The sequence below is a fragment of the Syntrophales bacterium genome, from assembly GCA_035363115.1.
Classification (GTDB): domain Bacteria; phylum Desulfobacterota; class Syntrophia; order Syntrophales; family PHBD01; genus PHBD01.
Genome location: DAOSEM010000009.1, coordinates 15,929 through 27,631, shown reverse-complemented (window position 1 = coordinate 27,631; position 11,703 = coordinate 15,929). Strand labels below are relative to the sequence as shown.

Sequence of the window (11,703 nt, the reverse complement as noted above, 5' to 3'; positions counted from 1 at the left end):
CCTGTCCGGAGTAAAAACGGGCAGGGGGACCGGCCGTCAAAATTGAAGGAACTACTTACCCAGGGCTTCCTCTTTCTTGCCGGCATCCGGGAAGAACAGGGGCGATCCGAATTTCTCCACGCCGAACGTTCCGATGATCTTCTGGGTCGCCGGGGCCACCATGAAGTCGGCAAAGGCCTTGCCGCCCTCTGTATTGATTTTCTTGAACTTGGCCGGGTTGACGGGGATCACGGAGTAGATATTCAGGAGAATGGCGTCTCCCTGGTTCAGGATGTCCAGTCCCAGGTTCTTCTTCAGGGCCAGGTAGGTTCCACGGTCCGCCAGGGTATAGGCCTTTTTCTCCGCCGCAACGTTCAGGGTCTGGCCCATGCCAAGGCCCGTCTGCTGGTACCATTTCTCCTTCTCATAGGCGACACCCGCGGCTTTCCAGATGGCCTTTTCCTTCGCATGCGTCCCCGAGTTGTCGCCCCGGGACATGAAAAGCGCCTTCGAAAGGGCGATTTTCTTGAAGGCGGCCGTCGCTCCCTTGGTCATTTTGATCGTTGCCGGATCCGCCGGGGGGCCGACGATGATGAAGTCGTTGTGCATGACCAGGGTCCGGGCGGTGCCGTTCCCCTGGGCCATGAAGGCCTTCTCCGCCGCGGGGGAGTGGACCAGGAGCACGTCCGCCTCTCCCTTCGCCCCCATGGCCATGGCTTGGCCGGAGCCCACCGCGATGGTCTTCACGAAGTATCCTGTCTGCTTCTCGAAGATGGGGATCAGGACGTCCAGCAGGCCCGAGTCCTGGGTGCTCGTCGTCGTTGCCAGGATCACGTTTTTCTGCTTGGCCGCTGCCGCGAAGGAGCTGTCCGCCATTCCGGCAGCCAGGACCAGCGCAAGGACAACAGCCAGCAAGGCCGTCCGCAGGTACGATCGTCTCATCATTGCTTTAACCTCCTTGGGTTTCATGATCACTTTTTCCTGTTCCATTCATCGGAGTTGGGAAAGAAAAGAGGGCTGCCGAACTTGTCCCTGCCGAAGTCCCGCACGATGAGCTGGCCTTTCTGCGGCGAGGTCAGCCAGGAGATGAACGTCGCCGCGTCCTTGGCGTTGACCTGCGGGAACTTCTGCGGATTGACCGGAATCAGGGAGATGAAGTTCAGCATGGCCTCGTCGCCTTCCACCAGGACGACCAGCTTGATGTCTTTTTTCAGGCCCAGGTAGGTTGCCCGGTCAATGACCGTGTACCCCTTCTGCTGGTCCGTGTAGCGAAGGGTGGGAACATTCCCCTCGGCGCCCTTCTCATAGATTTTATACCAGGCACCGGCCGGCTTGATTCCCGCCTTCCCCCAGAGATCCATTTCCGCCACGTGGGTCCCGGACTTGTCGCCCCGGCTGACGAAGAGTGCCCCCTTGGTGGAGATCGCCTTCAGGGCTTCCGCGGCGGTTTTCATCCCCTTGACCTTCGCCGGATCCGCGGCCGGCCCGACGATGACGAAGTCGTTGTACATGAAGGGGATTCGTTTTGTGCCGAAGCCCTCCTTGATGAATTTTTCCTCGAGGGATTTGGCATGGACCATGACGAGGTCCACATTGCCTTTCTTCGCAATGTTCAGGGCGGCACCGGTTCCGGCTCCCACATGGCGGACCCGGATGCCCGTATCCTGTTCGAAACGGTCTTCCAGGAGGGAGACGATCCCGGAGTCGATGGGACCGATCGTGCTGGACAGGAGAAGGAAGCCTTCTCCGGCCATGCACGGCCCGCTGAAGAGAAGCAGGAGGGAGAGGATGGATGTAACAACGGCTTTTTTCATGATTCAGCTCCTTTCCGGATCGATGGTGTGCAGAACCCGGCCTGCACGCTGGAAATCGTACCCCCCCAGTCTTTCAACGTTCTTCTGGAAGGACGGACTCTGCAGGGCTTCGAGGAATGCCTGAATGCCCTTGCTGAAGAAGGTATCCCGACGGAGAACCATGTCGAAACTCTCCGTGGCCAGGGGGATCATTTCCAGGCCCAGGAGACGCGATACGGCAGCGGAGGCGATTCCCGCGTCCGCCTCCCCGGCAAGAACCGTGAGGCCCACGTCCATGTGGGTAAAAACCTCCCGGTCGTAACCGGGCAGAGAATCCGGCAAGGCACCGGCCTTTCGCAGATAATGGTCCAGAAGGATTCGTGTTCCCGCGCCAGGCTGGCGATTCACGATCCGCGCCCGGATTCTGATGAGATCCTCGAAGCCGCTGATCCCGAGAGGATTTCCTTTTGCCGCCACCAGGCCGATCTCCCGGTTGAAGAGATGGATAACCACAAAGCCGGTATCCTGAAGGTATTGGGCAATGGTGGGAGGGGTGTTGTATTCTCCGCTTTCCGGATCGATGAGATGCGTCCAGGCTATGTCGGTGTAGCCTTTTCCGAGGGCTGCCAAACCGCCGGCACTCCCGGTGCTGGCCGTAAAGACGTAGAAATCGGGATGAGCGGCCTTCAGGCTTGCCAGGAGCATGTCGAGGACGGGATCGTTGCTGCCGGCCGCAAGAAGGGCCCCCTCGATCCGGGTGCTCTTCCGGCGGGCCTCCTGGAGTGCTTCACCAGCCTGACTCCGGATCCACTCGTCGATCAGTGCCTTGGGGAACAGCCACTTTCCTGTTACCCGAGTTGCCGGAATCCGTCGCGCCTTGATGAGGGCGTAGACCTGTTTTTCATGGATATCCAGGTACCCGGCGACTTCCTTCGTATTCATGAAATCATTCGGCATGGCTGGATATCCTCCGGACGGAGCGGTATTCATAACGGATTCGGGGGATTGAATCAATACAAAATCATACATATTATTACGAATAATCATAAATACGAACAAATACGATCTTTCAGAACCCTTTGATCCTCGGTATCACCTGACAGGATCGATCCGTGAAAAAGCCGCACCGGCAACAGAAGTCAGGGGATCATGAAACTTGCTCCCGTGATTGGCAGGCTGAAATCATCGCTTTTCCAGGCGAGAGGGGGAGAGATGGACTCCTGGCGGGCTAAACTTCTTGACATATTGGACATTTTGACCGATAGTCCCCGAATTCCGGACCGGTGGAGCATTCCGGACCGGCATGTTCGGAGGAATCCCGTGGAAAGAATCGGCTGGATCGGAACCGGCGTCATGGGCCGTTCCATGGCCATGCACGTCCTGAAGGGCGGCTATCCCGTTTCCGTCTTCAACCGAAGCCGTGAAAGGACGGAAGACCTGTGCCGGGAAGGAGCCGTCTGGTGCGACAGCCCGGGAGACGTTGCCGCACGGAGCGACATTGTCTTCACCATGGTCGGGGAGCCGGCGGATGTAGAGGAAGTCGTCCTGGGCAAAAGGGGCGTGCTGTCCCGGATCGAGCCCGGATCCGTGATGGTCGACATGACCACCTCCGAGCCGTCCCTGGCGGTTCGCATTTACGGGGAGGCCAAAGCGAAATCCGTTTTTTCCCTGGATGCGCCGGTTTCGGGGGGAGACATCGGGGCGAGGGAGGGAACCCTGGCGATCATGGCCGGGGGCGATGAAGAGGCATTCCGGCGGGTCCTTCCCGTCTTCGAGCGGATGGGGAGAAACATCGTCCTCATGGGCGGTCCCGGCATGGGACAGCACACGAAGATGAGCAACCAGATCCTCGTCGCCTCGACGATGATCGGCGTCGTGGAGGCCCTTCTTTACGCCCGGAGGGCCGGCCTCGATCTGGATGCGGTCATCGGGGTCGTGGGGAAGGGGGCCGCCGCCTCGTGGGCCTTCAACCAGCTCGGTCCGCGAATCGTGAAGGGCGACACGGCCCCGGGTTTTGCGATCCGCCATTTCGTGAAGGACATGCGAATCGCCCTGGCTGAGGCCGGACGGATGAAAATCGCCCTCCCGGGGCTTGCCCTGGTGAACCAGTTCTACCTGGCCGCCGTGGCGGAGGGGCTGGAAAACGAGGGGACCCACGCCCTCTTTCGCGTCCTGGACAGGATGAACCGGCCCTGAGAACACCCGGCAGGATGAATGCAGCAGTAGAACATCAAGAATCTGGATATTACAGGAGAAAGAAAACATGCAGGAAGAAGAAGGAAGAGAAAACGATTCGACGGCCGGCATCCCGGAGGGTCCGGGAACGGAAAGCCGCGGAATACAGATGAACGAGGACGAACCCATCATCGAGCCGGAGCATGCCCTGCCGGAGATGAATCTGGAGGATCTCCCGGAGCGGCTCAAGGGGGCCTGTGCGAGGGCCGGATGGACGAGCCTCCTGCCGGTCCAGGCCCGGGCGATTCCGTACATTTTGGCAAAGCGGAACGTGATGGTCCAGTCGCAGACCGGGAGCGGCAAGACGGCGGCCTTTGTCCTGCCGATTCTGGAACGGATCAACCCGGAAAAAAAGGCCTGCCAGGCCCTGGTCCTGGTTCCTACCCGCGAGCTGGCCGTCCAGGTCACCCGCGAAGCGGAAACGCTTGGCGGCGACACGGGCATCCGGACCGCCGTCGTCTACGGCGGGGTTTCCTACGGACCCCAACTCGAGGCGTTCAAGGCCGGTGCCCAGTTTGTCATCGGGACTCCGGGCCGCATCCTGGATCACCTCATCCAGGGAACCCTGTCCCTCAAGGAACTGCAGATCCTCGTCTTCGATGAGGCCGACCGCATGCTCTCCATGGGTTTTTACCCGGACATGCGGCGAATCCAGCAGTTCATGCCCAAGAAACCGGTCAGCGGCTACATGTTTTCGGCCACCTTTTCCTCCGACGTCCTGCGCCTCGCAGGACAGTTCCTCCAGGAGCCGGAGTTTCTGAGCCTCAGCCGGGACCGCGTCCATGTCACGGGGACGGACCACGTATGCTACCTCGTCCCGGGGATGCAGCGTGAGCGGTCCCTGGTCCGGATCATCGAGATGGAAAACCCCGTCTCGGCGATCGTTTTCTGCAACACCAAGGCAACGGTCCATTTCGTCACGGTCGTCCTGAAGCGGTTCGGCTACGACGCCGACGAACTCAGCTCCGACCTCTCCCAGGCGGCGCGGGAAAAGGTGATGGCCCGGGTGAAAAAGCGGATCCTGCGGTTTCTCGTGGCGACCGATGTCGCCGCCCGGGGCATCGACATCCAGGATCTCTCCCACGTCATCCAGTACGAGCCGCCGGAGGATCCGGAGCTTTACATCCACCGGGCGGGACGGACGGGACGTGTCGGAGCGGCCGGGACGGCCATCTCCATCGTCGCGGGCATGGAGCAGTTCAAGCTCAAGTCCATCGCCAAGACATACAACATCAACATGGAGGAGCGAACGCTGCCCTCGGAGGAGGACGTGGTGGCGGTCGTGTCGCAACGCATCACCGCGGCCCTGGAAGCGGACCTGCGGGGGAGGGACCGGGTGCAGATCGAGCGGATGCAGCGGTTCATTTCCCTGGGACGGAGCCTCGCCGAGGCGGAAGCGGAAATCCCCGTCATCGCCATGCTGCTGGACGACTACTACCAGCGAACCCTGCAGGCGCCGGTCGTGTCGCCGTCGGATGAAGAGACCTTTGAACCGGCTCCGGCCATGAAGCGGGATGATTCCTCGATGCAGCGAAGCGACCGACCGAAGCGCCGGAGGCCGCCGAGGGAAAGGGACAGGGATCGTTCGCGGCGGCGCCGATCCGGTCCGGACAGTGGTTCGGCAGGAGGAGGCGGGGGCGAGGCCTCCTGATCCGGCCGGAACGATTCCGGCAATCAGAGAGCGGTTGAACAGTTCGTCAAAGGGAACAATCGTCGCCGCCGCAGGAGCAGGAGAGGCCTTTCGCCTCGGCAAAGGCCTCCCGGCCCTCGCGCAGGGAAAACCAGGCAATCCCGAGGGCGCCAAGCGCGTCCAGACCGCCGATGCCCGTCAGTTCATAGCCGGCACTGGCAGCCAGCAGCACCACCGAAAGGATCATGCAGGCCCGCGAGCACTCGGCGCCCGCCAGGATGGCCGGCGAGTCGAGCTCCCTCCCTACCCGTTGTTTCGCACGAATCAACCACCACATGAAGGACAGCGAGACCAGGGAGATCACGACACCCCAGAAGGTCGTTTCCGGGTGGTGCTGTGCGAAGAGATTCCAGAACGCCGTAGCGGTCAGCCCTGCGACGAGGATGTAGAAGGCCGTACCCGTCACCCGAAGAGCCGTTCGCTCGAAGCGGTCCGGTTTCTCGTCGGGTCTCTCCTGCTGGCGCCGGACCATATGCCAGATGCCCACTCCCGAGACGACCTCCACGAACGAATCCAGGCCGAAGCCGAATAGGGAGAGTGTCTCGTCCTCCAGGCCGAACCATACGGAGAACACCCCCTCGGCAATGTTGTAGAAGACCGTGATCAGGGCCAGGGCCAGGGCTCGGCGGTACAGGAGATGACGATTTCCTTCGGAATGCGGGTTCAGGCTCATCCGATGTCGCGACCGATGGAGAAGGCCTTGCCCAGATTCTTTCCCAGGCCGAAGTAGTGTCCGTTTTCCGGGGCGTAGAGAACGGGCTTCACCTTTTCGGCGTCCAGGGAGCCGTCGGCGGCAAGGACGGACTCCTCCGCCTTGAGGTCCACGATCTCTCCGACGAACTGGGTGTGCATGCCCAGTTCAAAGACGTGGACCAGCCTGCATTCCAGGATGAAGGGGAACTCCCGGATGAAGGGCGCGTCGACGGCGGCGCTCTTCTCCGCCGTGAGGCCCGTGGCGGCGAACTTGTCCACCTTCCTGCCGGTTGCCATCCCGAAGTAGTCCACTTCCCGGACGTACTGTTCCGATGGGATGTTGACCGTAAAGGCTCGCCGTTCTCCGATGCATCCATGGGTGTAGGTCGCTTTCCGGAGCGACACGGCGACGCACGGTGGCGAGGAGCAGCAGATGCCCGCCCAGGCTGCAGTCATGGCGTTCGGTCTTCCTTCCTTGTCATACGCGCAGACAACAAGCGCCGGTGTCGGATAGATGATTGTCCTGGGTCCCAGTGATTTTTTCATGGCATCTTTCCTCCATTTGAATCCTGTTTATAATTCGCTGCCTATTTCAGGACACAGGCCTTGAATATTCAGATCTGTACCCTTGCGTTCACTTCTTTCCAGACTTCATCCCGGATTTCTTAGAGCAAGACCTCCGCACAATAAAAATGAAATGCCTTCATGCCGGGATGAATTAACATATCACTGTGCAATCCCGTCACACCAGCCGTTCTTCCCCGGAATAGACGAAGCCGGATTTTCCGCGGACATAGCCCAGGAGCGTCACATTGTATTTCCGGGCAAGATGGACGGCCGCGGCGGTCGGCGTCGAACGGGAGACGATCACGGGCACGCCGATCCGGATGACCTTGGTGATGATCTCCGAGGACACCCGTCCACTGACAAACATCATTCCGCTTCCGGTGAGGTCCATTATCCCGGCTTTCAGGAGTACGCCGGCGGTCTTGTCGAAACAATTGTGGCGGCCGATGTCCTCGCAGAAAAAGGAAAAGGCCTCATGGTGGAAGAGAACGCTGTGGACACCGCCGACGTCCCGATAAAGTTCCGACGAACGCTCGAAGCGCTTCATCAGGTCCAGGATGTCTCGCAGAGAGAAATGCACATTCCCCCTGGTCTCCCGGTACTGATCGCTTTTCAGCGGGTTGATGTAGGTGAAGCATTTGCCGCAACCGGACGTGACGCTCCGCAGGCTTTCACTCTTTGCCACGGACCGGCCCGGCGCCAGGTTGATCATCACCGCGAAAAGGCGTTCATTGTACGCTAGGGATTCGACATCCCCGATCGTCTCGATCACCCCCTCGCTGTGGAGAAAGCCGAGGGCCAGCTCCTCGGCATACTGATTGAGGCACAGGAGCGACGCGTATTCCGTCCCGTTGATGAAGATCTTGAGAGAGATCTCTCCGATCACCCGTTTTTCCTCTTCCTGCATTCGGATGACATCGTCTTCCACGATGATCCGGCAGATCGTAAACCGATCCGTAATTCTCTCATCCGGTGAGGATTGCATCTTCACGATTCCTCCTCGATCCTGTCGCCCTCGGCTGCAATGCCACCGGAAATCACCTTTGCGAAGACGCCTTCCCGCGGCATGACGCAATCGCCGACGGTGAAGAAGATATGGCAGCGATCATGGCAGACCTTCCCGATCTGGGTGATTTCAAGCAGGACATCCCCGCCGACCCTCAGGCGGGTTCCGACGGGCAGCGAGACCAGATCGATCCCTTCCGTGGTGAAATTCTCGGCGAAATCTCCGGGAGCCACCTCAAGACCTTTTCCCTTCATCTTTTCGATGCTCTCCACCGCAAGAAGACTGACCTGCCTCCCCGTCCCGGCGTGGGCGTCCCCCTCCAGGCCCGCGTCCGCCAGGACCTTGCAGCAGCCGACGGGCGTCTTCTTGTCGCCCACGGCGGGCCCTACATTCACCGATACGATTTTTCCCATGGCACTCTCCTCAAACATCCAAAGACTGGTTTCTTTCTTCCCGACCCATGGCCTTCCTTCGACGTCCCCCCGGACCGGTCCCGGTCTATTTGTTGGTTGTCCAGCCCCCCGGACAGCAGCGCTACCGCTATTCCGTTCATAAAGTCTCCAACCGGATGACCCGGCCCCGGGCCTCAAATCCGGCCATCAGATTCCTCATTTGTCCTTGTTCCCTCTCTGTGAGGGTGCCGCCGCCGAGGCGCTCGCCCAGGTAGCCGTTGGCGATAACGGTCTGAAAGCCGTCCAGGAACGGGATCAGGTCCTCCGTGTTTCCCGCCTGCAGGTAGAGACTGACGTCGTTGACGAAGAGGATGTCCCGCGCGGCTTCGGAGACCCGCTTAAGCAGGCCGTCGATGACGAGGCGGTTCCACCGGGCCTTCTCCAGGGTCTCCGCTTCCGTCCGGGAGCTGAGACGGGGCGGCACAGGCGACGCATCGAAAACAAGCACATCGCATCCCGGGGGAGGGAACAGCCTGCCGCCGGCTCCCCGCAGTCCTTTCGCGACGGCCATCTCCTCCGGGATCTCCGGCGCCAGGTCCAGGATGACGATGCGCCCGCCGAGACCGGCCCCGCAGAATGCCGCCAGGATCTCCCCGCTCCGGAAGGTCTTGCCGGTGTTGATGTCGCCGACGAGCAGCGTCTTTTTGCCCAGGAAGTCCTGGATATCGATAGGGTTCATGTTTCCATCTCGTGTCCGGGACGCAGTGTTTCGGGGAGGAAGAGGAGCAGTGCCGCCCCGAGGATGTAGACGACGCAGGTGACCGCCAGCCCCGTCGCGAGGCCGTAGTTCTTCCCGATGAAGCCGATGGTATAGGGAGCGAGGACGGCACCGATGCGCCCCATGTTCCAGCAGAAGCCCCCGGCATAAGCGCGGATCCGCTCTGGGAAGAGCTCCGCAAAATACGCCCCCAGCACGCCTCCGACCCCGCAGAGGCCGAAGCCGACGACGATTCCCCACCAGAAGAGGAAAACGGGATTGTGGACGACGATGTAAAGGGCGACGGCAAAAGCGACCGTCAGGAAGGCGGCGATCATGGCCTTCCGCCGTCCGATCCGGTCGGACAGGGCCCCGAAAAACTGGAAGCCGAGAAACATCCCCAGGTACATGACAAAGGAGAACCAGGCCATGGTCGTGAGGCTGAGCCCCCGTTCCCTTGTCAGAAAGGTCGGGATCCAGTACGCCGCCCCCCAGTATCCGGCCAGGTTGACCACGCTGATCAGGGTCGCCAGGAAGGTGGTCCGGGCCATCCCGTCCCGGAAGATGGCGCCGACGCCGACGCCGGGCTGACGCTCGCCGTCCGGCGATGCCGATTGAGCCGGGTCGAGCGGCACAAGGCGGTAAACAAGGAGCGCAATGGGGATGGACACGGTACCCATGAGAAACAGGACATGCCAGTCCGTGTGCAGGACCATCCGCCCAACCAGGGATGCCAGGACGGCGCCGATGGCGAAGCTGCTGTAGACGAACGACGCGGCGCGGCCCCGGTATTCCGGCGACCAGTGTGCGGCGATGAGGGCGGCGCAGGGACCCCAGATCCCGCCGATGGCGATCCCGGTGATGAGGCGGAGGATCATCCACTGCTCCCAGGTGGAAACGAGGTAGACGGCCCCCATCCCCAGGCCCAGCCAGAGAAGGGCAAGGATGAGGGCGAAACGCCGGCCCCAGTTCTCCGCGATCAGGCCGAAGAGGATGCCGCCGGCCATGGCACCCAGCATGGTGGCCGAGCCCAGGAGCCCGCCCTCGGGGAGCGACATGTCCAGGACCTTGAGCAGGACGGGCATGGCGATCGCCAGGACGATCAGGTCGTAGCTGTCCAGGAGATAGGTGATGAAGGCGGCCCACAGGACCCGCCAGCGATGGGGGGTACCACTCATCTTCCGGACCTTCGGATCGCAGCGGCCAGACGGGCGGCCGCCTCCCTGACATCGGGCACGGCGAGGATCGACGAGACCACGGCCACCCCGTCCACACCGGTTTCCATGACAGCTCCCGCGTTTTCCGCCTTGATCCCGCCGATGGCGACGACGGGAATATTCACGGCTCGCTTGATATTCCGAAGATCGTCGAAGCTCACCGATTCATTGCCCAGCTTCGTGGCTGTCTCGAACACGGCGCCCACCCCGAGGTAGTCGGCCCCTTCCTTCTCGAAGCACAGGGCTTCCTCGACGGTGGCCGCCGAGGCCCCGACGATCCTGTCCGGCCCCAGGATCTTCCGCACCGTCGGTACGGGAAGGTCGTCCAGGCCGAGGTGGACGCCGGCGGCGCCCACCGCCTGGGCGATGTCGAGGCGGTCGTTGATCATCAAAGGGATTCCATAGCGGTCGGTAAGCGCCTTCATCCGGCCGGCCAACTCGAAGAAGGAGCGGGAGTCAGCATCCTTCTCGCGAAGCTGGACGACCGTCACACCGCCCAGGATGGCCTCCTCAATACAGGCCACCAGGTCCCTGCCCATGAGCCAGCGCCGGTCCGTCACCAGGTACAGGCTGTAGTCAATCATGTCTGCCTCCTTTCAGATTCCCGCCCCGGCGCTGAATTCCTCGCGGATCGGTGAGAAGATGCGCTGGATCTCGCGTCTCTTCTCCTCCAGGGTTCCGTTCCGCTCGACGGCGATTCCCTGCTGTTGCTCCACATCCGACAGGCGCCGCTCCAGGGTCTCGATCTGGCGGCCAAGGAAGCGGAACGCCTCGGCGATGGGATCGGGGAGCTTGTTGTCCGCCAGCTCCTGGAGGTCCTTTCCGGAAAAGCCAAGGCCGATCCGGGCCGGGACGCCGACCGCGACCGCCCCGGGCGGGACGTCGCCGAGCACCAGGGAAGAAGCTCCGATCCGGGCGCCTTCGCCGATGGTGATCGGGCCGAGGACGATGGTTCCCGCCCCGACCAGGACGCCGCTGCCGAGGGTCGGGTGGCGCTTCTTCTTCTGCAGCGTGACTCCTCCCAGAACGACGCCCTGGTACAGGTGGACGTCGTTCCCGATCTCAGCGGTCTCCCCGATCACAACTCCGGCGCCGTGATCGATAAAAAACCGCCTGCCGATGCGCGCCCCCGGATGGATCTCGATCCCCGTCAGAAAACGGCTGGCATGAGATACGAGCCGGCCGGGGAGGAACAGGCGCATCCTCCACAGGGCGTGGGCCAGGCGGTGCATCCAGACGGCGTGAAGCCCCGGATAGCACGTCAGCACCTCCAGCGTGCTCCTGGCCGCCGGGTCTTTTCGGAACACCGTCCGGACATCTTCGCGGATTGCATGGATCCAGTTCATGGCATCCTCCCCGGGCTCTGCCCGCAAG

At 61.7% G+C, this 11,703-nt stretch carries 12 protein-coding genes and 1 pseudogene; 2 read left to right on the top strand and 11 right to left on the bottom strand.

The window, feature by feature from the left end:
• Positions 1-51: 51 nt before the first annotated feature.
• From PLO63_14930 to PLO63_14920, 3 genes are read right to left on the bottom strand one after another with little or no spacing between them, the layout of a single operon-like run.
• Positions 52-924, bottom strand: a complete 873-nt coding sequence (locus tag PLO63_14930; protein HOI75436.1) for a substrate-binding domain-containing protein — start codon at positions 922-924, stop codon at positions 52-54.
• 26 nt (positions 925-950) lie between these two features.
• On the bottom strand, positions 951-1,793 hold the full coding sequence (locus PLO63_14925; protein ID HOI75435.1) for a substrate-binding domain-containing protein: 843 nt from the start codon (positions 1,791-1,793) through the stop codon (positions 951-953).
• Between the two features lie 3 nt (positions 1,794-1,796).
• Positions 1,797-2,729, bottom strand: coding sequence for a substrate-binding domain-containing protein (locus tag PLO63_14920; protein HOI75434.1), 933 nt, complete (start codon positions 2,727-2,729; stop codon positions 1,797-1,799).
• 363 nt (positions 2,730-3,092) lie between these two features.
• On the opposite strand from PLO63_14920, the gene PLO63_14915 reads away from it, so the two are divergent.
• Together PLO63_14915 and PLO63_14910 are read left to right on the top strand one after the other, a co-directional pair.
• Complete coding sequence (locus PLO63_14915; protein HOI75433.1) at positions 3,093-3,968, top strand: NAD(P)-dependent oxidoreductase; 876 nt, start codon at positions 3,093-3,095, stop codon at positions 3,966-3,968.
• A 148-nt stretch (positions 3,969-4,116) separates the two neighbouring features.
• The gene (locus PLO63_14910; GenBank protein ID HOI75432.1) at positions 4,117-5,658 is read left to right on the top strand and encodes a DEAD/DEAH box helicase; all 1,542 of its coding nucleotides are present in this window, start codon (positions 4,117-4,119) and stop codon (positions 5,656-5,658) included.
• 46 nt (positions 5,659-5,704) lie between these two features.
• Here the strand turns inward: PLO63_14910 and PLO63_14905 are convergent, their stop codons facing one another.
• From PLO63_14905 to cysE, 8 genes and pseudogenes are all read right to left on the bottom strand, one after another.
• Positions 5,705-6,370 carry a cation transporter gene (locus PLO63_14905; protein ID HOI75431.1) on the bottom strand — a complete coding sequence of 222 codons (666 nt, stop codon included), beginning with the start codon at positions 6,368-6,370 and terminating at the stop codon, positions 5,705-5,707.
• The gene (locus PLO63_14900; GenBank protein ID HOI75430.1) at positions 6,367-6,936 is read right to left on the bottom strand and encodes a flavin reductase family protein; all 570 of its coding nucleotides are present in this window, start codon (positions 6,934-6,936) and stop codon (positions 6,367-6,369) included. The genes PLO63_14905 and PLO63_14900 overlap by 4 nt, the downstream gene beginning before the upstream one ends.
• Before the next feature lie 196 nt (positions 6,937-7,132).
• Positions 7,133-7,942 (bottom strand): formate dehydrogenase accessory sulfurtransferase FdhD, encoded by an 810-nt coding sequence (gene fdhD, locus PLO63_14895; GenBank protein ID HOI75429.1) that lies wholly within the window; start codon positions 7,940-7,942, stop codon positions 7,133-7,135.
• Between the two features lie 2 nt (positions 7,943-7,944).
• Entirely contained in the window at positions 7,945-8,376 is a 432-nt protein-coding gene (locus tag PLO63_14890) for an MOSC domain-containing protein (protein HOI75428.1), read from the bottom strand.
• Positions 8,377-8,512: 136 nt separating this feature from the next.
• Complete coding sequence (locus PLO63_14885) at positions 8,513-9,094, bottom strand: hypothetical protein (GenBank protein ID HOI75427.1); 582 nt, start codon at positions 9,092-9,094, stop codon at positions 8,513-8,515.
• Complete coding sequence (locus PLO63_14880; GenBank protein HOI75426.1) at positions 9,091-10,290, bottom strand: MFS transporter; 1,200 nt, start codon at positions 10,288-10,290, stop codon at positions 9,091-9,093. Before PLO63_14880 ends, PLO63_14885 begins: the two co-directional genes overlap by 4 nt.
• The gene (gene thiE / locus PLO63_14875) at positions 10,287-10,913 is read right to left on the bottom strand and encodes a thiamine phosphate synthase (protein ID HOI75425.1); all 627 of its coding nucleotides are present in this window, start codon (positions 10,911-10,913) and stop codon (positions 10,287-10,289) included. The genes PLO63_14880 and thiE overlap by 4 nt, the downstream gene beginning before the upstream one ends.
• Before the next feature lie 156 nt (positions 10,914-11,069).
• A pseudogene (cysE, locus tag PLO63_14870) lies at positions 11,070-11,675 on the bottom strand (serine O-acetyltransferase).
• Positions 11,676-11,703: the final 28 nt, after the last annotated feature.

Excerpts from the sequence above, each read along its gene's own strand:
- thiE (HOI75425.1), bottom strand. The coding sequence starts at position 10,913 with ATGATTGACTACAGCCTGTACCTGGTGACGGACCGGCGCTGGCTCATG.
- PLO63_14905 (HOI75431.1), bottom strand. The coding sequence starts at position 6,370 with ATGAGCCTGAACCCGCATTCCGAAGGAAATCGTCATCTCCTGTACCGC.
- PLO63_14880 (HOI75426.1), bottom strand. The coding sequence starts at position 10,290 with ATGAGTGGTACCCCCCATCGCTGGCGGGTCCTGTGGGCCGCCTTCATC.
- PLO63_14930 (HOI75436.1), bottom strand. The coding sequence starts at position 924 with ATGATGAGACGATCGTACCTGCGGACGGCCTTGCTGGCTGTTGTCCTT.
- PLO63_14890 (HOI75428.1), bottom strand. The coding sequence starts at position 8,376 with ATGGGAAAAATCGTATCGGTGAATGTAGGGCCCGCCGTGGGCGACAAG.
- PLO63_14885 (HOI75427.1), bottom strand. The coding sequence starts at position 9,094 with ATGAACCCTATCGATATCCAGGACTTCCTGGGCAAAAAGACGCTGCTC.
- fdhD (HOI75429.1), bottom strand. The coding sequence starts at position 7,942 with ATGCAATCCTCACCGGATGAGAGAATTACGGATCGGTTTACGATCTGC.
- PLO63_14900 (HOI75430.1), bottom strand. The coding sequence starts at position 6,936 with ATGAAAAAATCACTGGGACCCAGGACAATCATCTATCCGACACCGGCG.
- PLO63_14920 (HOI75434.1), bottom strand. The coding sequence starts at position 2,729 with ATGCCGAATGATTTCATGAATACGAAGGAAGTCGCCGGGTACCTGGAT.
- PLO63_14910 (HOI75432.1), top strand. The coding sequence starts at position 4,117 with ATGAACGAGGACGAACCCATCATCGAGCCGGAGCATGCCCTGCCGGAG.
- PLO63_14925 (HOI75435.1), bottom strand. The coding sequence starts at position 1,793 with ATGAAAAAAGCCGTTGTTACATCCATCCTCTCCCTCCTGCTTCTCTTC.